An 18,424-nucleotide genomic window follows, 5' to 3' on the forward strand; every position below is an offset into this window, starting at 1 on the left:
AGTAGAATATTATGACAACAAGCCAGCCTCGCTCGATGAGCAGTACCTTACTGACGTTCCTTATTCCGTCTCTGATCGGCGTGTTTTTATTTATGATCCCAATTCCTTGGGATGGGCAAATCAAAATTACCGTGGCGATTTTGGCGGATATGTTACGTCAATCGGTGGCTCCTATTTCCAACACCTTGTTGTTATTGATCATCAGCATCACTGGGTTGATGTCTTTACTGATGACTCTTATCCAGCCTAAAGCATTGTTCGACAAGCCTTTGCTTCGCCATTTGTTTGTTGTGACACCAACCTGGTTAGTCGTGCGTCTCATAGGTATGGTGTTTGTGGTGATGACCTACTTCCACATCGGTCCACAAGCGATCTATTCAGAAGCCACTGGCGCATTTGTGCTGGTTGAATTGCTGCCACTGCTGTTGAGCGTATTCATCCTTGCTGGTTTTTTGTTACCTTTGTTATTGAACTTTGGTCTGTTGGAGCTTGTAGGCACGTTATTTACCAAAATCATGCACCCATTATTTGGCGTTCCGGGGCGAAGTGCGGTGAACTGTGCAGCATCGTGGTTGGGCGATGGCAGTGTCGGTATATTGATGACCGCTCGCCAATATGAAGAAAAACATTATACCCAAAAAGAAGCGGCGATTATTGGCACCACGTTCTCCGCTGTGTCGATTACCTTTTGTTTTGTTGTTATTGGTCAGGTGCGTTTAGAGCACTTATTTGCACCGTTTTACCTTACCGTGTGTCTAGCAGGGGTTGTGTGTGCATTGATTTTACCGCGCATACCACCGTTGAGCTTGAAAAAGCACGTGTACATAGATGGCGACACCAAGTGTGATGACAATGAATCTGTTCCTGCGAATAAAGGATTATGGCGTCAATCTTTAGATATGGCGCTTGATAAAGCGCGTCATGCAAAAGGGGTTAAGGGCACGGTTGAAGAAGGGCTGCATAATGCCTTAGATATGGTGTTCGCCGTATTACCTGTAGTGATGGCCGTAGGTACCTTTGCTCTGATTATCTCTGAGCATACCAGTGTGTTTCAATATCTCGGCAAACCTTTTATCCCGTACTTAGAGCTGTTAGGTATTCCTGAGGCGGTTAAAGCGTCAGAAACCATCGTGGTGGGTTTTGCAGATATGTTCATCCCATCCATTCTTGCCGCATCAAATATTGAGAGCGAAGTAACGCGATTTGTTATTGCTGCTATGAGTGTCACGCAATTGATTTACATGTCAGAAGTGGGCGCTTTATTACTGGGCAGTAAAATACCGGTCAACATCTTTGAGCTATTTGTGATTTTCATTCTGCGCACATTGATAAGTCTACCGGTGATTACGTTAATGGCTAATTTGCTACTCGTTTAATCATCTTCTTTTGAGTCTTGGGCCTCTTTGCGTGCTTTTTCTTCGAGGCTGCGCTTGGCCTTCTCAATAGGATCTTGATTAAACTTTTTAAAGTCCATTTTGGCTGAATATTTTAACAGTGCGATGTTGCTCCAAATAACCGCCAACACTAGGGCGATAATGAGGATAATGTGCCAAGTCTGCATTGCAGCGTCCACCATATTAAGTGAAGGGTAAGGGAGCGCCCTTTATAACTGACATCATAGTTGCAAAGCAACTTATTGAACATATTAGTGGAGTCTTCACAGTTAATGGAAAAGGTACTCATCTGGCCGGAACAATATCCGTTACTACTCAAAGGTTTAATTGAGCAAAACGGCGCCTTTATTCTCGATGCACTCGAGTCATGGCCAACCTGCAGTACGCGCATCGAAGAGGGCGTCAGCAGTACCACTTTATCGCCAGCCTACTACCTTGTCTGGTTAATGCCGCGTGAGCCTTTTGAAGAGTGCACCTTTCAGCATATCACCGACTTTGACGAGCAAGCTCTAGGCTATATTCAAGCTGCGAAAGATTACTTTTTAAGCAATGACTATAGCGCAGAGCAAGTATGTGAATTATTACTTGAGCGCTTGTCTCAGTACGCAGATATTCAGGCTCAAGCAACAATAGATTCACCTCTGTCACTGCCTAAACTGGTGTTTGAGCAGCGTTATTTTGCCGTGCTTGAACAGTTGCTGTCCAAGGGTATTACCGTGACAGCGCCCGATGTCATGATGCTATGGCAAGAAGTGGACTTTCGCGCCAAATTTGCTGCGTTTTTACCCCAATGCGCCGCTGACTTAGATGCAGTGCTCGACGAGGCAAAATCGGCCCTAGTCCAAGGGCAGGATTACTTTACCTTATTGCAATGTCTGTCTGATGAGAGCAACTTAACACAACTTCTAGAGCAAGCCCTGTTAGCTCACTTGCAAAGCGAGCAAGCGAAGCAAAGCATGGCACTGCGTTTTATTGAGCAAGGTGCTAAAGGATCCCTTGCCTGCGAGCAAGGACAAACTGCGCTGATGCTGGCTGCAAAAAAAGGCTTTGTGAGTGTGATTGAGGCGCTAGGTGACGAGGTGGCGCTTGATGCTAAGGACGAGCAAGGAAACACCGCAATGCACTATGCCATTGATGGCAACAGTTCAGCGAGCTTGTCACTATTACTGCGCATGGGCGCTAATTTTCATGCCAAAAATAACAACGGGTTAACGCCTTATCGTTATGCAGTTCATTCACATAAAAAGGCCATGGTGCGCTTAATGGAGCGCGAGTTCGGCATCAAGGAACTATCACCTGATGATCAATACATGCGCATTGCCAAGGTACACGTTTTGCATGCCTTGGTGGTGATGTTGCTGCCGTTGCAATTGTTTTTCTTTTTTGATGACGGCATCGACTTTAAGAGTGAATTGACCATGGTGTTGACGCTGGTATCAATTTTGGCCGTGTTTTTTGCTGTAAGTCTTAAACGGTGTGCGCTTTATCCGCGATTACGTCACCCATTTGGTTTAGGGTTACTGCGTGTAGGCTCAATGATGTCCTTGATGGCACAAATCGGCCTACTCAGCATTGTTGCATTGGCATTTTTAAGTCAGATGGGGAGCTAAAGGCTGCTCATTAACTAGGGCGCGTTGTTCATTGCTTTGAGCAAGGTTTATACCTCAAAGATCAACACGCTCTAGGCGAATGTGCTTAAAAATTGTCTCTTGCCCAATCACTGAGCTCGCCAATTGGCTTAATAAAGCCTAAAGAGTAAACAAATCGGTTGCCATCATCTTCGTAGATGTTTTTGGCCACCGCAAGTAAAACGAATCCTTCATTGAGTAATTGACTCGCATCTTTAGCACACTCAGTCTCAACAATTTTAGTGACATTCAAAAGTGTCTCTTGCAAGTCGGTGTCTTTTAAATCAAGCATAATCATCCTAATCGCGCATTAAATGGTATCTGATGTTATCAAGAACTATAGCCCATGGCGTCGTTATATGACGCCAAAGCCGCAGTTATGAGCAACTTTGTAGGCATTTTTTGTAAAATACGTGATAGCAAAATACTGGGGTTATCCAAAGTGGCGCTACCAAAGAGTGGATAAAAGCGGCGCAAATAAAAAGTCGGGAGCTGCGCCGTTTGCTTCTGTGAATGCCTCCTTGCATTCATCGATTGTTACCCGCGGCATGAAGCGTGCTCTTCGCGTTACTGATCTTTGTTCTGACTATGATACTCTTGTGCTGCTTTTTCCTCGGCTAAATCATCTTTGAGTTTGCCGACTTTTAGCCCCAACTCTTGACCACGATGACGCGCGTAGTAGGTACAGCCAATAAACATAGCCGATGCAAACAACAGCTCCAGTATCGCATAGACAAGTTCTTCAGGACTTATCCAAAGCAGCGTTAAACTGTGGATGAAATAGATCATCACAATAAAGTTGGCCCACGCATAGGTGTATGGCTTGTCTTGAATAATGCCCTTGAGGGGTAACAGCAGCGGTAAAATGTACAAACAGAAAGTAAATGCTGCACTGTAATCATCTCTCGCAGAGAGCACAAACAACCACAACGGCATTAATATGAGTAATCCTACATAGCCAATGATGGCTAAGAGTTGGAAGCGTTTGGTAATTGGCTTTTTAGCTGTATCAGTCATGTAGTTTTCTCGCGATATCTGCCAGTCTGCGGCCAAGCGCCTGACAAATTTGTTTCTCGTCATTACTCAGTTGGGATGAGTTATCAAGCCCAGCAACGTGGCTCGCACCATAAGGAGCACCACCAGAGGTTGTCGCATTTAAAGCCGGCACGTCATATGGCACACCAAGTAACATCATGCCGTGGTGCAACAATGGCAAACTTAAGTTTAATAACGTTGCTTCATTACCGCCGTGCATACTGCTGGTTGAGGTGAACACACAAGCTGGCTTATCGATGAGTTGCCCTTTGAGCCACACATCACTGGTTTGCTCCCAAAAAATCTTCGCTTGAGCGGCCATTGAACCAAAGCGAGTGGGGGTGCCAAAAGCGAGCGCTGAGCATTGTGCCAACTCATCTTTAGTTGCCTTTGGGTGCTCCCCATCGTCGCTGACGCAGCGCAGTAACACGTCGCTGCCGTGCGCTTCAATGCTGTCTGCAATTTCTTCGGCTAGTGCTTTAACACTGCCGCTGCGGCTATGGTAAAGCACTAAAATGGCATTCATTAAATGAGTTCCAAGGCGTTTTCAGGTGGGCGACCCAATACCGCTTTGTCGCCTTTGACGACAATAGGGCGCTCGATCAGTTTTGGGTTTTGATGCATTGCGTTAAGCAAGGCTTGCTCGTCAGTTTCGTTTTTTAAATCAAGTTCTTTGTAGATGTCTTCTTTGGTGCGCATAAGCTCACGTGCTGAGTTAAAGCCTAATTTTTTAACCAAGGTAGCAAGTTCAGACGCGCTTGGTGTGTCATCTAAATATTTGATGGTTTCTACCTGAACGCCTTTTTCCTCAATCAGAGCAAGCGTTTGGCGCGACTTAGAACAACGTGGGTTGTGATAGATAACTAAAGACATAACAATTCCTTAATACGAATAATGGCAATAGTGTAAAAGATAGTGGCACTGATGCCTAGGGCATGTTGCCCTTTGCAGTTTGTTTTTGCCGCAGCCATTGGGGTATTAGTGACAATCCATAGCTGCAATGACTTACAGGTTCGCCAATTCTTTTTGCATTGCGCGGTATTGAGCAAGCAGTGCTTTTAGTCGCTTTTGCTTGATTTCTTCTTGTGGTTCTATGTGATTTAGTGCTTTTTGCACTTCATCCGCGGCTTTCATGTAAGCCCCCACTTGTGCCAGCAAATCAGCGTTGGCTTCGTGGTAGGCTGCTTTGTCATTTTGATGCTTGTAGGTATCTGTGAGTAATTGCTTGGCGAGGAAATGCTCCGGTTTATCCAGCATAAATCCACGCAGTAGCTCTTCGGCTAATTCATACTCTTTTGCTTCGATGGCTGCGTGTGCGTAATTGAGCGTAATAACCTGATTATTTGGGCGCAGCTGATGAAACGCTTGTAAGTGCTCAAGCGCCTTCTGTGGCTCGCCAGAGCCAACATAAAAATCGGTGAGGGTATCAAGGTAAAATAAGTTACCAGGGTCTTGGGCGAGCAACTCATCAAGCAAAGGCTTGGCTTGCGTGAACTTCTTTTGGTCGATAAGTGTGAGTGCAAGGCCATAGCGCAGCGCGGATGTATCACCAAATGCGCTATTTTTTAGGTTCTTACGAAATATCGCTTCGCTAATGTCACTGTCACTTCCGTAACGGGCAATGACTCGGCTTTTTGCAAGGTGGAACTGCAAACTACTTTTATATTGACGTGTTTCATATTGCTGCGCGCGCAGACGCACATCACTCACTCGGCTTTGTGGTAGCGGGTGTGTCAGTAAAAATACTGGCGGCTTTTGCTTGTAGCGCATCTGCGCTGAGAGTTTAGTGAGAAATTCACCGGACTCTTTGGGATCAAAACCCGCATCGTAAAGCGTGCGCATACCGATGCGGTCGGCCTCTTGCTCTGCGCCGCGACTATGAGTGAGTTGGCTAAGGGCACTCTGGGTTTGTGTTCCAGAGATAATGGCTAAACCTGCATCAGGTGACACTAATGTTGCTAATAAGCCCGCAATCATTCCCGCAATCGTCATGCCTGAGTTGTCTTGCTGTTGTTGCAACCGCCGTGCTAGGTGGCGTTGGGTGACGTGAGCAATCTCGTGCCCGAGTACCGAGGCCAGTTGGCTTTCGTTATCTGCTTGGGCTATCAGGCCTGTATGAATACCCACGTGGCCGCCATAGAACGCGAACGCATTGATATCTTGATTATTGATAATGAAGAAAGAAAACGGAAAGCGAACATCATTGGCATGTGATACCAGTTGATTACCCAATGTGCTTATGTATTCATCCAGTACAGGGTCGTTTATAACGGGTGATGTGCCGCGTACTTGCATCATCATTACTTCACCAATGGCACGCTCTTTTTCAAATGGCAGCGCTTGTAATGCTGAGGTGCCTAGATCTGGAAGTTCGAAATTTGATTTTGCTTTTGCTGGTATAAACGCTGAGCTGAAAACCGCACAGCACAACAACATACGTTTAATGAGCATACTAGTCCTTGGGTTGTGTATCATCCGCTTGAATCATGCGCGAAAGTGCCACATCAAAATCTTGATTATCATGGCTTTTTGCACACATATGATAAAACTCTTTGATTGAGACACCAGTAAAGGACCGAACGTTCAATTCTTGTCTTAATAATTCAACAGTATTGTAAACTACCTTGTGCGCATGGAGGATCAGTGCTTTATCCGCATCATCGCCGTTACTGAAATAAAAAGCGATAAATTTATGTAGCTGGCCTATGCGAATAATGTTCTCCATAGTCGCCGGCTCCCACACTTCAAATTCCATTTTGGGGTTGTCGCGCTCATAATGGCGTATTTTCTTATCACCGTCATACGCATAGGCTTTGAGTTCATAGCCGCGCTCTGTAAATACTTGCTGTAGGCCAATGCTGGGTTTGTTGTCGCAGCGGATAATACCGTTCTCATCGGCTTCGCCACCAAGCGCTTTAAGATTCCAGTTGCGTTGGTTCAAGATGCGTTTAATGGGCGTATCGAAGCCATGTTCAAGTAAGTTCTCAGATTCACTCAAACTTTGTGAAACCATATGGTAAAAAGGCGGAAGCTCGCCCCAGTTTAATTGCTTCTTGTACCAGTTAATTTCCTTGAGTGTTGGATTTGCTGGGAGCTTCGCGCGTGTATGCGATGGCGCCATGTATATCATCCTTTAAGTCGCTACTGTTTTTAAGGATAAACTAATGTCTTAATCCTTTTAAGTTATTTTAAGGTATTATGTAATGCTTCGCGATTAACGATACAATAAATGTAACTCAGTGATTTTATTCACGCTCGTTATTTACGGCAAAGCACCAACGGGTAAGTATGCAAAAATCAGATCTAACCCAATATCAATGCCCTGAACTGTTTGTCCGTTTTAAACTGCAATTGGTTGCAGCGCTTGGGCGCGATAAGGCGGTGCAATTTATTATTCGTGATGAAGATAAAGCCAGCATCAGTGATATTCAGCGCTATTTAAACAACAAACATATACCCTTCAGTGTCACGAAGGTAAAAGAACAACTCATCATAAGTGTGGAGACAAAAGCCAGTGTTTGAATTCCTGCGGTCTTGGTATCAACGAAAATTTTCCGATCCTCACTCAGTCACTTTGCTGTTGCTGTTGGTCAGTGCGTTTGCGCTACTGTACTTTTTCGGCGCTTTGTTAATGCCGGTGTTAGTTGCCGTTGTCATTGCCTATTTATTAGATTGGCCGGTTGTCAAAATGCAACGCATGGGCATTACTCGTACCATAGCTAGCATCATTGTGATGGGACTTTTTTGCTCAGTAATGGTCGGTATTGTATTTGGCTTTGGTCCTGTGTTGTGGCAACAAACAAGTAACTTGTTGCAAGAGTCACCAGCGATGTTAGAGAAGGGCAAATATTACTTGTTGCACCTACCTGACAGCTACCCCACGCTCATTACCCAAGAGCAAGTGCGTACAATTGTCGCAAGTGTAGAAAGTAAGGCCGTGGAATTTGGCCAAGTGCTTGTGTCTGCGTCATTGACTTCACTAAAAGACGTGGTGGCATGGCTCATTTACCTGGTGCTAGTGCCGTTGATGGTGTTTTTCATGCTCAAGGATAAAAGCCAACTCATTGCCAGCGTCAGTGCGATTTTACCTAATCAGCGTCGTCTTATTCAGCAAGTGTGGTCTGAGATGAACCAGCAGATTATGAACTACATTCGCGGTAAAGTATTAGAAATCCTTATCGTCGGCAGTGTGTCATTCGTGGTCTTCACTGTGTTTGATTTACGCTACGCCGCCTTACTTGGCGTATTGGTTGGCCTTTCAGTGCTCATCCCCTTTATTGGTGCGGCCTTGGTTACAATCCCAGTAGCCGCAGTGGCATTGTTTCAGTTTGGTCTTGGTAGCGAATTTTGGTACGTATTGATAGCGTACGGCATAATCCAAGCGCTAGATGGTAATGTGCTTGTGCCTTTGCTGTTCTCTGAAGCGGTTGACTTAAACCCTGTGTTTATCATTACTGCGGTGCTGTTTTTCGGGGGACTGTGGGGGTTTTGGGGCGTATTCTTCGCCATTCCACTTGCTTCGTTAGTACGAGCGCTCGCTAATGCGTGGTCTTCGACATTGGAAGACAGTGGGCAAAGCTCAGTGGCTGCTGAGTAACTGATAGAAGAAAAAATGCTAAAACTCGTTTTAATACGAACAAATTGGTATTAATAGCGCTGGGTGCAATTGTGTACAATGGTTATAAGTTATAGCCATTTGTAATATAGACTTGTATGTCCCAGCGTTTTTTCACTCAAACTAGCCAAGATATTGTGTATCTTGACGCTAATGCAACGACCCCTGTGTTGCCTCGTATCGCCGATGTTGTATCTCACACCATGAAAGTGAGTTTCGGTAACCCATCAAGTTCTCATATCACGGGCGTTCAGGCTAAATATTTGCTTGAGCAGACTCGTAGCAAAGCACGACGTGTTATCGGTGCGCAAACTGGCGATATTTTATTTACCTCTGGCGCGACAGAAGGTATCCAGACAGCGATCGTATCAACGTTACTGGCAAACCGTCACAAAGCCACAGAGCACAGTGTATTACTTTACGGTGCTACCGAGCACAAAGCCGTACCAAACACATTAAAACATTGGAATGATGTGCTAGGTCTAGGTGCAAAAGTGGTGGCTATCCCTGTTGATGAAAACGGCCTGCTGGACCATGAGTTCATCGCCGAGCATGTTCCCAAGGCGCTTATGATTTGTACCATGGCGGTGAACAATGAAACCGGTGTATATCAAGACTTAAGTGCGCTTGAGCGTGTTATTCGCCAGCACAATGCGAGCGTTAGTTGGATGGTTGATTGTGTTCAAGCCCTTGGCAAGCAAGCGTTGGCATTAAGTGACACCAGTATTGACTATGCACCATTCTCTGGTCATAAGCTTTATGCGCCAAAAGGGATAGGTTTTTTATACATCCGTGAAAATAGCCCATACACGCCATTTATTGCTGGTGGTGGCCAAGAAAGTGGTATGCGCTCAGGTACCGAGAACCTTCCGGGTATTGCTGGTTTGTATGAGCTGTTTGATCTATTGCTTGATGAAGCATCGGATGTATTCAAACCGGTTGAGACTCTGCACCAGTACCGTAAACAACTTATCAATGCACTTGAACAAACGTTTGGCAGTATTACTTTCAATATGCCTTTGGTTGGCAGTGTGCCAACAACGCTTAACTTCTGTGTAGATAGTTTGACCTCAAAAGAGGTGATGGATTTATTTGATGCGGCGGGTATTCGCGTCAGTGGCGGCTCAGCCTGTAGTTCAGGTGCAAATCGTAGCTTCGTACTTGATGCTATGTCTGCAAGCGACTGGCAAAGCGAAAATGCCATTCGTATGTCGTTTGGCCCTGCTGCAACACAGGCAGAAATTGACTTAGCGTGTGAGCGCATTTGTGCCCTTAAACCTGTACTTGCAAACAACTGTCTGATCGTGTCGGACGCTGTACAACCTGAACATGAAGTATGTGCGTTAGGACTAACCCAATTGCGTCATCAAGGGAGTTGCTGTTGGTTGTATGTCGCACCAAACAACGATGCGGTGATCATTGACCCTGTTGTAGAGCTAGTGCCACGCATTGAGCGTTTAGTCGCTCAGCAACAGCTGCATGTGAAAGCGGTATTAGAAACGCATAAACACCAAGATAAAGATTCAGCGCGCGCGCTACTAGCAAATCGTTTATCCCTTAACACTGATAGCGATGAGCTAGGCTGGCCTGGAGCTGCTGTGCAGTTAGGCGAACAGGAACTTGTTCGTATTCCAACCCCAGGTCACAGTGCAGATAGCCACACTTACTTATTGCGTCAGGGTGATAACGTGTCGGCCTGTTTCTGTGGCGACCTGCTCATCTTTAGTGGCTTAGGCAGCACGCAATTTGCTGATGCGAATGTGTGTGACATGGCGGAGTCTATTCGCTCGTTGGCGCCGCAATTAAGTGATGACACAGTGATATGCCCAGCCCATGATTATGAGCAATGCTTTGCGCTGACTTGGGCTGCACAAGTACAGGCAACACCGTTACTTAAACAGCTTCTTGATGAACAAATCGATAAAGAACGTTTTGCTGAGCAAAAAGCGCAGCTAGATGAACAACTAAGCTCTGAGTGCGGCGCATTGTGTGGCTTTAGCAATGTGGTTAAAACCACCGCTGCCCAGCAGTTAAGCGTTGAGCAAGTGCAGCAGATGCTCGAAGAATGTGAGCAAGAAACCATTGTATTGGATGTGCGTGAACCCTATGAACATGGCGCTAAAGACATTCGTTCATTGTTTAATGTAGGGGATGCGCAACTTGTAAATGTGCCGTTGAGTCGTTTGGCCAATGCGTTTTTTGCGCACCAACTATCGCCACAAAAACGTTATGTGCTGATCTGTCGTACTGGCAACCGCTCAGGACAGGCTATTAATAACCTGAAGTCACTTGGCTTTGATAAGGTCTATAACTTGCAAGGTGGTTTGGCTCTTGTATGATGAGCCTTTACATTTTTGTTAGGGAATGACCATGAGCCAAGTTTATATCCGCGATGCAGTGATCAATGATGTGCCGTTGATTTACCATTTCATCAACGAGCTCGCTATTTATGAAAAAGAGCCAGATGCGGTGGTAGCGACCGAGCAAGATATTGAACGCACTTTGTTTTCTCAAGGTGCGACAGCGCATAGCCTTATTTGTTTTGACTCGGATGCACCAAATGCCACGCCAATTGGTTTTGCTGTGTATTTCTACAACTACTCAACGTGGTTGGGCCGCAATGGTTTATACCTCGAAGACTTGTTTGTCAGCGAAGACCAGCGCGGTAAAGGCGCAGGCAAGGCACTGATGCAGTTTTTGGCTCGCAGAGCACTAGAAAAAAACTGTGGTCGCTTTGAATGGGTGGTGTTGGATTGGAATAAGCCCGCCATCGATTTTTATGACAGTATCGGTGCAAAGCCACAAGATGAATGGATCATCTACCGCCTTGATGGTGACGCCCTCAAAGCATTTGCACAAAGCGAGTAACTGAGCATGAAATGCCGAGCAATGCCTCGGCATTTTATTTCGTTATTGAGTGCAAAATGTGGCTAGAGTTGTTCATAAGTTCCGCTAAGCTAGCAGCATTACAGATTACCTTAAGAGTCCCTTATGTTTGCAGATGACATATGCCAAAAAGCGCGTTTGAGCCGAGACAAACGGTTTGATGGTTTGTTTTATGTCGCGGTGCGCAGCACTGGCATATATTGTCGTCCCATTTGCCCCGCGCCCGCGGCGAAAGAACACAACGTGCAGTATTTTGAACACGCGCATCAAGCGATTCTAGCCGGTTTTCGCCCGTGTTTGCGCTGTCGCCCAGATGCAAGTCCGGGAAGTTACCCTTGGCTGGGTGCCCAAACAACGGCTTTGCGTGCAAAACAGCTTATTGATCAAGGTCAGTTTAGCCAAGGTGGCGCGCAATATTTAAGTGATCGTTTAGGGGTATCGGTAAGCTATTTAAATCAACTTTTTAAACGTCATTATGGTATTGCTCCAGGACAGTATGCACTGTTCACACAATGCCAATTTGCCAAGCAATTATTGCAGCAAACACAGCTTAAAATAGCGGATGTCGCGTTTGCCTCAGGGTTTAACAGTATTCGGCGTTTTAATGACGCGTTTAAAAAAGCGTTGCAGCTAACGCCCAGTGAGATCCGCGCGGGAGCCGACATACAGCACAATGAAATCAAACTCTTTTTAAGCTTTAGGCCTCCTTATAATTGGCCGGCGATGCAGCAGTTTTTGGCTAAGCGCATGATAAGCCCGATGGAGTGGGGCAGCGATTTGTCTTACGGCCGTCATTTTAGGTATGGAGAATCCAAAGGACTATTTGAAGCGCAATTTGATGAGCGCAAACAAGGTTTTTGGGTGACTATAAAGCTCGACAACTGGCAACACTTGCAGGGCGTGGTTGCCAATATTCGCCGCGTATTGGATTTAGATGCTGACTTAGCAGTGATCACAAGCCAACTGCAGCGTGCTGTGGATGCGCACTTATCACTTACACAAGGGTTGCGCTTACCGGGAATTTGGGATCCCTTTGAAGCTGGAACTCGCGCGATTCTAGGGCAGCAGGTTAGTGTAAAAGCCGCTCGTGATTTATGCACAACCTTGGTTGAAAAATTGGGTGAAGATGGCTTGTACTTTCCCCATGCCAGTGAGGTTGCCGACAACGAATTAGCATTTTTTAAAATGCCGCAAAGGCGCAAACAGGCAATCAAAGACCTTGCGCAACACGTTGTTGACCACGGCGCTAATAATCTTGATAGTTGGCTTGAGATAAAAGGCATCGGTCCTTGGACTGTCGATTATGCAAAAATGCGCGGTACCAGTGACCCAGATATCTATTTAGGGGGAGATTTGGGCGTAAAAAAGGCGCTAGCAGGCACTGAGCATTTTGACCCAAGTTTGGCCGCGCCGTTTCGCTCTTATTTAACGTTTCAACTGTGGCAACAATTATGAATCATTACCAAACAATATTAGCCACTCCTTTGGGGGAGTTACTTATTCAAGCGTCTGCTCAGGGGTTAACTTATGTGGGCTTTGATGTAGAGAAAAAACACGTCAACGCTGAAGGTGAAAACGACATTACCACGCGGGCCAAGCAAGAGCTTAGCGAATATTTTGCAGGTGAACGTACTCACTTTAGCGTGCCTTTAGACGTAAAAGGGACCGCATTTCAACAACAAGTGTGGTCATCTCTTTGCAAAGTGAACTTCGGCGCTACCGCGAGCTATGCCGATATAGCAAGAGACATCAATAACCCCAAAGCGGTTCGTGCAGTTGGCGCTGCGAATGGCCGTAACCCAATTAGCATTATTGTGCCTTGCCATCGTGTTATTGGCAGTAATGGCACCCTAACTGGGTACGCAGGAGGAGTTGAACGTAAGCAGTGGCTGTTGGCGTTTGAAAAGCCATAAGATTACGTCTAAACTGGCCTAGGTTTTAGAATTAGTTGTAACTATGAAGCACCTTTTTATCCTTCTGGCTTTTTTCTCATTACAGTCGCTTATTAGCGCAGTTCACGCCGCTGATGCTGCGCCTTTACCCATTCGCTTTTGCTATGAAGACAAAGAAGTATTGCCTTTTTACCGTGGTGAAGGACGTGCTGTGCCTGTCAACAACCCCGGTGCCAACATAGAAATATTGCGAGCGTTGGAGCACAGCGCGGGCGTTGAATTTGAACTAATACGTCGTCCGTGGTTGCGTTGTTGGGATATGCTCGAAAAAGGCAGTGTTGATGCCTTAGTGGCGTCGTTTCGAAGCTCACGTTTGGGAACCTTATCCTATCCGGTGAAAGACAATGAAGTTGATAGTCAGCGAGCGATGAGTAAAGCGGGTGTGTGCTTTGTCGGCACCCAAGAGTTCCACGAGTTTTGGCAATCGCGACACACATCAGATAAACGCATGGCTGTGGCCTTGCCAAAAGGCTATGGCGTAAGTGAGCGTTTAAAACACGAACCATTAACACTCATCAACGCGCTCTCGCAAGATGATGCATTTAAGCTAGTACATAATGGTCGCGTATCGGCGATGATGGACACTTGCACTGCTGATGGTAAGCGTACTTTTGTGCAGCGTTCTAACGCAAAAGAAATAGCTCCAATCTACCCGCCCTTTGAGGTCAACCATGGTTATTTGGTGTTTTCTCATGAATTTTACGACCAAAATAAAGCAAAAATTGAATCCCTGTGGGATGCGCTAGGCCAACAAAATAACTCCCAAGTGCTAGAGCGTTACTTGAATGAATACAGCTACCCTCGCTAGTCGATAACATGTCAATGGTGGTGTTGCCACTAAGAATAAGTTACGCGCTTTTACCGCGCATAAGTCACTCATTGATTGGATACATAGGATAAATTGGTGCGGCCTTTATGACATTATGCTGCCATTACGGTATGCTTGGCGCGCAAATTTTAAAATCGAATTATTATGGCGCAATTATATTTCTACTATTCGGCAATGAACGCCGGAAAATCAACGACTCTACTGCAATCGGCGTTCAATTACCGTGAACGCGGAATGAGACCGATGATCCTAACGGCTGCGATTGATGATCGTGCTGGTGTGGGCAAAGTAGCCTCACGTATTGGCCTGCAAGCGGATGCATTTGTGTTTGATGCACAATCAGATGTGTTTGCATTAATTGAGTCACAACACAATGAACAAGCATTACACTGTGTGCTGGTAGATGAAAGCCAATTCTTATCGAAGTCGCAAGTGCAGCAATTAACCGAAGTGGTTGATAAGTTGCATATTCCTGTATTGTGTTACGGATTGCGTACAGACTTCTTGGGTGAGTTATTTGTTGGTTCTCAATACTTATTAGCATGGGCCGACAAATTGGTTGAACTTAAAACCGTGTGTCACTGTGGGCGCAAAGCCAACCACGTTTTGCGTTATGACAGTGAAGGCCGTGCTGTTGCAAGCGGTGATCAGGTGCAAATTGGCGGCAACGAACGCTATGTGTCAGTATGCCGCAAACATTACAAAGAAGTGTTGGTTCCGCAGTTAGCTCAGTAGATGAGTCAGGGCGTGTGAGCGGGTTTCGCTATCCATAAAACTCCAAGCAATAAAGCGGCTCGTTTTTTGGCCTTGAGCCATAGGAACAACCACCACATCACTGGCCCCACATTTTTTGAGCGCAGCTTTTAGCGGGCGCTCATTTTCCTTTTTCGACACCAAACTTGTAAACCACACAACCTGTTCGCCAAAGTGCGTACTTTCAAATATCATATTGCGTATAAAAGTAAGTTCACCACCTTGACACCATAGCTCATTGCTGCGTCCACCAAAGTTTAAATGCCCACTGGCATTGCCTTTTAGGTTGCGCCATTTTCGCATCGAACCCGCTTGTGCGCTTTGTTCAGAGTCGTGAAAAGGAGGGTTACACATTGTTGCCACCAACAGATCTTGCGCTTTGATCACACCTTGAAAGTAACTGCTAGGTTGCTTTTGCTGCATCACTTTAATAGGTAAATTATTTAATTGTGCCAATTGCTTGGCCAATTTTACCGACTGATTGTCGATGTCACTTGCCAGAAATTGCCAGCCAAACAACGCATTTCCAAGGATTGGGTAGATGAGCGAACCCCCAGTGCCTACATCTAACACTCGGACTCTGCGCGTGTTTATATCATCATTGATATCGTTACGTATTAAGTCATGTAAATGATGTAGGTAATCCGCCCGACCAGGTACAGGTGGGCACAAAAAACCTTCGGGCAAATCCCATACCGCAACACCATAATGATGTTTTAGTAGTGCTTGATTGAGCACTTTCAACGCCTGTGGGTCGGCAAAATCAATGGTGGACTGTCCATCAGGGCGCGCTTTTATAAATGTGGTTAGTGGTTCATGCGACTGACACAGAGCAGCAAAGTCATAACCATTTTGGTGGCAGTTGTTCGGGTGCAAAAGGCATTCTCTTTGGGGGATGGTACCTTCATTATATTAAATTGCGTGCCTGCTGAGTAGGTGCACTGTGTTTGTTACTAAAAAGTTGCAATAAAGGTGCATGAACAATACCATTGGTTCTATTTTAGGTAATTAAAGGAAGTAGTTTAAACGGGATGATGACAGAGAATACATATCAAGAGCCAAGTCCTGCATCTTCAGTGGTGTTGACACTCGTATTGATGAGTACTGTGAGCATGGTATTTATTGTTTTGGGTTTACATGGGCTGTTTTTCGCTCAGGGGCACTCGCCTATTATTTTTCTTAATGAGGCAAACAATTGCTACGCCTTGATTGGGGTAGGCAGTGGGTTGACACTAGTCGAGTGTTACGCCTTATACCGCATTTACGTAAAAAACAAAGTGAATACAGCGTAATGCTGGGATGGACTGTTCTTTATTGTTGGATTTGAACAAAATTCATACTTCAAAGGTCAACAGACCCTAGGTAAATAAATAGCCCAACAAGCATACTTGTTGGGCTATAAGGGAGGGTATTAGTTGTTAGTGCTGCATGTGCACGCACTACTGCCAATGTAAAAGATACAAATTAGTCGATGGCTTTATCTTTTGCTTTTTCAGCCTTTTCTTTCATTTTGTCTTTCTTTTCTTTTTTCTCTTTTTTGGCTTTCTTTACTTCATCTTCAGCCATTTCTTTTTTGTCTTCAGCTGCTTCTTGTTTTGCTTCAGCCATTTCTTTCTTAGCTTCAGCCATTTCTTTTGCAGCTTCACGCTTTTCTTGAGCATGTTCTTGTGCATTTTCATGCTTTAGTACAGCGTGTTCATTTTTTTCTTTTGCTTCTTGCTTGTCTTGCGCACTGGCTTCAACACTAACACCTAACGCTACTGATAATGCTACTGCAAGGCTTAATGGACGTAATAGATTCATGTTGTCGTACTCTTATTTTGTTAAATTCGAGTTAAATATTAACAGCCGTCCCTAAACTTAAACTGAACGAAATAATAAATGTGATTTATTTTGAAATTTCAGACCTCGGCATTCATTACCAGTGACCAGAGGGTGCAAGCAAACAGAGAGTAAACCCTAAGGCGTTTATGGTGATATTTCTAAATTACTCATGAACTTACTTGGCAGGTAATTAAGTTTAATGGTGGATTTAGTGCTGGAAGATTGTGATCCAACTGTTACACTGGACTGTAAAGAGGTAATACTTTCGCAGAAATTTTTGAGCAGACGCTATAAAAAGAAGTCACTATTGTCACATTAAGGCTTCGCATTTACGATTAAGGTAGGACGTATAAGGTGGTTATTGGATGATTTTTGGCTTAAAACCTTTATCAGAAGCGCGAATACTTATTGTTGATGATGAAGAGATGATCACAGAAGTGCTCACGATAATTTTGGATCAATTCTTTGATGTTGAAATACTTAACAATAGCGCCGAAGCCATTGAATTATGTAAGTCAAATCCACCAGATCTAATCCTCATGGACGTCAATATGCCAGGCATAGGGGGGTTAGAGATTTGTAGAAAGCTACGTGAAGTTCCCTCACTGCAACACATCCCAATCGTATTTATGACCAGCACCGTAGATATAGATTCCCAAAATGCGTGTTGGGAGGCTGGTGGAAGTGATTTTATCGGAAAACCAGTTGCGCCTAGCACCTTGATCCACAGACTGCGCAACCATATCACCAACAAACTAAGATTTGAGCAACTACAGCGGCTTACTTATAAAGACAACCTGACTGGGCTTTTCAATCGCCACTACCTCAATGAAACGATTGATAAAGTACTTGGCGCGGCAAAACGTGACAGAACACCACTATCAATGCTGATGATTGATGCGGATTATTTTAAGCGTTTCAATGATATATATGGTCACTTAGCAGGGGACGAGTGTTTAAAACACATCGCTGATTCGATTAAAGAATCGATAAGGCGCCCCCAAGATATAGCGATTCGCTATGGAGGCGAAGAGTTTTTAATTATTCTGCCAAATACAGACGAGCAGGGAGCACAGTGCGTAGCAACGGATTTAGCACGCAATATTAGAGCCAAGCAAATTGAACATTCACAGAATCCAGCTAAGGTTGTTACGCTCAGCATTGGCGGGGCGACATGCGATGATGTAAGCGATGTAGGTGTAAATCAGTTCATTAAGCTGGCCGATGACAACCTGTATTCAGCGAAGCACAAAGGTAGAAACCAGCACGTTATTTCATCCATTAGTAAGCCAGCCGAAACACCTGTTCTGTAACGCCCACAACGTTGGGCGCATTTTGAAACAAGAAGAGCGAGTTTTCATTTTCATTCCTTTGAAAATACGCATACACTGTATATTAAAACAGTTGTAGCGTAATCGCTCACATAGTCAGGAAAACGACCCAATCGCGTGCTTTTGTCGCAAGATAAAAACGAGCAATAGCTATTTTTAATAATATTGGCAATAAGT

20 protein-coding genes are annotated in these 18,424 nt (G+C 45.0%); 11 read left to right on the forward strand and 9 right to left on the reverse strand.

Annotated features, from left to right (window positions below; translation table 11 throughout):
• Window positions 1-11: 11 nt before the first annotated feature.
• The gene (locus tag AAEU32_RS15100) at window positions 12-1,376 is read left to right on the forward strand and encodes a YjiH family protein (protein ID WP_421971361.1); all 1,365 of its coding nucleotides are present in this window, start codon (window positions 12-14) and stop codon (window positions 1,374-1,376) included.
• On the opposite strand, the gene AAEU32_RS15105 is transcribed toward AAEU32_RS15100, so the two are convergent.
• Entirely contained in the window at window positions 1,373-1,561 is a 189-nt protein-coding gene (locus AAEU32_RS15105; RefSeq protein ID WP_421971362.1) for a DUF2897 family protein, read from the reverse strand. The two genes, AAEU32_RS15100 and AAEU32_RS15105, sit on opposite strands and share 4 nt — an antisense overlap.
• Window positions 1,562-1,666: 105 nt before the next feature.
• Between AAEU32_RS15105 and AAEU32_RS15110 the strand changes: the two genes are divergently transcribed.
• Window positions 1,667-3,004, forward strand: a complete 1,338-nt coding sequence (locus tag AAEU32_RS15110) for an ankyrin repeat domain-containing protein (protein ID WP_421971363.1) — start codon at window positions 1,667-1,669, stop codon at window positions 3,002-3,004.
• An 85-nt stretch (window positions 3,005-3,089) separates the two neighbouring features.
• Here AAEU32_RS15110 and AAEU32_RS15115 read toward each other — a convergent pair whose 3' ends face one another.
• From AAEU32_RS15115 to AAEU32_RS15140, 6 genes are all read right to left on the reverse strand, one after another.
• Window positions 3,090-3,314, reverse strand: coding sequence for a hypothetical protein (locus AAEU32_RS15115; protein WP_421971364.1), 225 nt, complete (start codon window positions 3,312-3,314; stop codon window positions 3,090-3,092).
• 275 nt (window positions 3,315-3,589) lie between these two features.
• Window positions 3,590-4,039 (reverse strand): DUF2069 domain-containing protein, encoded by a 450-nt coding sequence (locus AAEU32_RS15120; RefSeq protein WP_421971365.1) that lies wholly within the window; start codon window positions 4,037-4,039, stop codon window positions 3,590-3,592.
• A complete protein-coding gene (gene wrbA / locus AAEU32_RS15125; RefSeq protein WP_421971366.1) occupies window positions 4,032-4,583 on the reverse strand; it encodes an NAD(P)H:quinone oxidoreductase in 552 nt (183 codons plus the stop codon). Before wrbA ends, AAEU32_RS15120 begins: the two co-directional genes overlap by 8 nt.
• Window positions 4,583-4,930 (reverse strand): arsenate reductase (glutaredoxin), encoded by a 348-nt coding sequence (gene arsC, locus AAEU32_RS15130; RefSeq protein WP_421971367.1) that lies wholly within the window; start codon window positions 4,928-4,930, stop codon window positions 4,583-4,585. The genes wrbA and arsC overlap by 1 nt, the downstream gene beginning before the upstream one ends.
• Window positions 4,931-5,062: 132 nt before the next feature.
• Complete coding sequence (gene bepA, locus AAEU32_RS15135; protein WP_421971368.1) at window positions 5,063-6,508, reverse strand: beta-barrel assembly-enhancing protease; 1,446 nt, start codon at window positions 6,506-6,508, stop codon at window positions 5,063-5,065.
• A 1-nt stretch (window position 6,509) separates the two neighbouring features.
• A complete protein-coding gene (locus AAEU32_RS15140; protein ID WP_421971369.1) occupies window positions 6,510-7,178 on the reverse strand; it encodes a hypothetical protein in 669 nt (222 codons plus the stop codon).
• 167 nt (window positions 7,179-7,345) lie between these two features.
• Here AAEU32_RS15140 and AAEU32_RS15145 point away from each other — a divergent pair, with 167 nt between their 5' ends.
• From AAEU32_RS15145 to AAEU32_RS15180, 8 genes are all read left to right on the forward strand, one after another.
• Window positions 7,346-7,579, forward strand: a complete 234-nt coding sequence (locus AAEU32_RS15145) for a hypothetical protein (protein ID WP_421971370.1) — start codon at window positions 7,346-7,348, stop codon at window positions 7,577-7,579.
• Window positions 7,572-8,654 (forward strand): AI-2E family transporter, encoded by a 1,083-nt coding sequence (locus tag AAEU32_RS15150; RefSeq protein WP_421971371.1) that lies wholly within the window; start codon window positions 7,572-7,574, stop codon window positions 8,652-8,654. The genes AAEU32_RS15145 and AAEU32_RS15150 overlap by 8 nt, the downstream gene beginning before the upstream one ends.
• Before the next feature lie 116 nt (window positions 8,655-8,770).
• A complete protein-coding gene (locus AAEU32_RS15155) occupies window positions 8,771-11,011 on the forward strand; it encodes an aminotransferase class V-fold PLP-dependent enzyme (protein ID WP_421971372.1) in 2,241 nt (746 codons plus the stop codon).
• Window positions 11,012-11,042: 31 nt separating this feature from the next.
• The gene (locus AAEU32_RS15160) at window positions 11,043-11,540 is read left to right on the forward strand and encodes a GNAT family N-acetyltransferase (protein WP_421971373.1); all 498 of its coding nucleotides are present in this window, start codon (window positions 11,043-11,045) and stop codon (window positions 11,538-11,540) included.
• A gap of 123 nt (window positions 11,541-11,663) precedes the next feature.
• The gene (locus AAEU32_RS15165) at window positions 11,664-13,013 is read left to right on the forward strand and encodes a DNA-3-methyladenine glycosylase 2 family protein (RefSeq protein ID WP_421971374.1); all 1,350 of its coding nucleotides are present in this window, start codon (window positions 11,664-11,666) and stop codon (window positions 13,011-13,013) included.
• A complete protein-coding gene (locus AAEU32_RS15170) occupies window positions 13,010-13,471 on the forward strand; it encodes a methylated-DNA--[protein]-cysteine S-methyltransferase (RefSeq protein ID WP_421971375.1) in 462 nt (153 codons plus the stop codon). The genes AAEU32_RS15165 and AAEU32_RS15170 overlap by 4 nt, the downstream gene beginning before the upstream one ends.
• Window positions 13,472-13,514: 43 nt before the next feature.
• The gene (locus AAEU32_RS15175) at window positions 13,515-14,318 is read left to right on the forward strand and encodes a transporter substrate-binding domain-containing protein (protein WP_421971376.1); all 804 of its coding nucleotides are present in this window, start codon (window positions 13,515-13,517) and stop codon (window positions 14,316-14,318) included.
• Window positions 14,319-14,483: 165 nt separating this feature from the next.
• Window positions 14,484-15,074, forward strand: coding sequence for a thymidine kinase (locus AAEU32_RS15180; RefSeq protein WP_421971377.1), 591 nt, complete (start codon window positions 14,484-14,486; stop codon window positions 15,072-15,074).
• Here AAEU32_RS15180 and rlmF read toward each other — a convergent pair.
• Window positions 15,063-15,968 (reverse strand): 23S rRNA (adenine(1618)-N(6))-methyltransferase RlmF, encoded by a 906-nt coding sequence (gene rlmF, locus AAEU32_RS15185; protein WP_421971378.1) that lies wholly within the window; start codon window positions 15,966-15,968, stop codon window positions 15,063-15,065. The two genes, AAEU32_RS15180 and rlmF, sit on opposite strands and share 12 nt — an antisense overlap.
• 588 nt (window positions 15,969-16,556) lie before the next feature.
• Window positions 16,557-16,895, reverse strand: coding sequence for a hypothetical protein (locus tag AAEU32_RS15190; protein ID WP_421971379.1), 339 nt, complete (start codon window positions 16,893-16,895; stop codon window positions 16,557-16,559).
• Between the two features lie 386 nt (window positions 16,896-17,281).
• Between AAEU32_RS15190 and AAEU32_RS15195 the strand changes: the two genes are divergently transcribed.
• A complete protein-coding gene (locus AAEU32_RS15195) occupies window positions 17,282-18,229 on the forward strand; it encodes a GGDEF domain-containing response regulator (RefSeq protein ID WP_421971380.1) in 948 nt (315 codons plus the stop codon).
• Window positions 18,230-18,424 lie beyond the last annotated feature (195 nt).

Source organism: Pseudoalteromonas maris, from assembly GCF_049257235.1.
Classification (GTDB): domain Bacteria; phylum Pseudomonadota; class Gammaproteobacteria; order Enterobacterales; family Alteromonadaceae; genus Pseudoalteromonas.

Coding starts and splice junctions, on each gene's coding strand:
- AAEU32_RS15100 (WP_421971361.1), top strand. CDS start 12: ATGACAACAAGCCAGCCTCGCTCGATGAGCAGTACCTTACTGACGTTC.
- AAEU32_RS15105 (WP_421971362.1), bottom strand. CDS start 1,561: ATGCAGACTTGGCACATTATCCTCATTATCGCCCTAGTGTTGGCGGTT.
- AAEU32_RS15110 (WP_421971363.1), top strand. CDS start 1,667: ATGGAAAAGGTACTCATCTGGCCGGAACAATATCCGTTACTACTCAAA.
- AAEU32_RS15115 (WP_421971364.1), bottom strand. CDS start 3,314: ATGCTTGATTTAAAAGACACCGACTTGCAAGAGACACTTTTGAATGTC.
- AAEU32_RS15120 (WP_421971365.1), bottom strand. CDS start 4,039: ATGACTGATACAGCTAAAAAGCCAATTACCAAACGCTTCCAACTCTTA.
- wrbA (WP_421971366.1), bottom strand. CDS start 4,583: ATGAATGCCATTTTAGTGCTTTACCATAGCCGCAGCGGCAGTGTTAAA.
- arsC (WP_421971367.1), bottom strand. CDS start 4,930: ATGTCTTTAGTTATCTATCACAACCCACGTTGTTCTAAGTCGCGCCAA.
- bepA (WP_421971368.1), bottom strand. CDS start 6,508: ATGCTCATTAAACGTATGTTGTTGTGCTGTGCGGTTTTCAGCTCAGCG.
- AAEU32_RS15140 (WP_421971369.1), bottom strand. CDS start 7,178: ATGGCGCCATCGCATACACGCGCGAAGCTCCCAGCAAATCCAACACTC.
- AAEU32_RS15145 (WP_421971370.1), top strand. CDS start 7,346: ATGCAAAAATCAGATCTAACCCAATATCAATGCCCTGAACTGTTTGTC.
- AAEU32_RS15155 (WP_421971372.1), top strand. CDS start 8,771: ATGTCCCAGCGTTTTTTCACTCAAACTAGCCAAGATATTGTGTATCTT.
- AAEU32_RS15160 (WP_421971373.1), top strand. CDS start 11,043: ATGAGCCAAGTTTATATCCGCGATGCAGTGATCAATGATGTGCCGTTG.
- AAEU32_RS15165 (WP_421971374.1), top strand. CDS start 11,664: ATGTTTGCAGATGACATATGCCAAAAAGCGCGTTTGAGCCGAGACAAA.
- AAEU32_RS15170 (WP_421971375.1), top strand. CDS start 13,010: ATGAATCATTACCAAACAATATTAGCCACTCCTTTGGGGGAGTTACTT.
- AAEU32_RS15175 (WP_421971376.1), top strand. CDS start 13,515: ATGAAGCACCTTTTTATCCTTCTGGCTTTTTTCTCATTACAGTCGCTT.
- AAEU32_RS15180 (WP_421971377.1), top strand. CDS start 14,484: ATGGCGCAATTATATTTCTACTATTCGGCAATGAACGCCGGAAAATCA.
- AAEU32_RS15190 (WP_421971379.1), bottom strand. CDS start 16,895: ATGAATCTATTACGTCCATTAAGCCTTGCAGTAGCATTATCAGTAGCG.
- AAEU32_RS15195 (WP_421971380.1), top strand. CDS start 17,282: ATGATTTTTGGCTTAAAACCTTTATCAGAAGCGCGAATACTTATTGTT.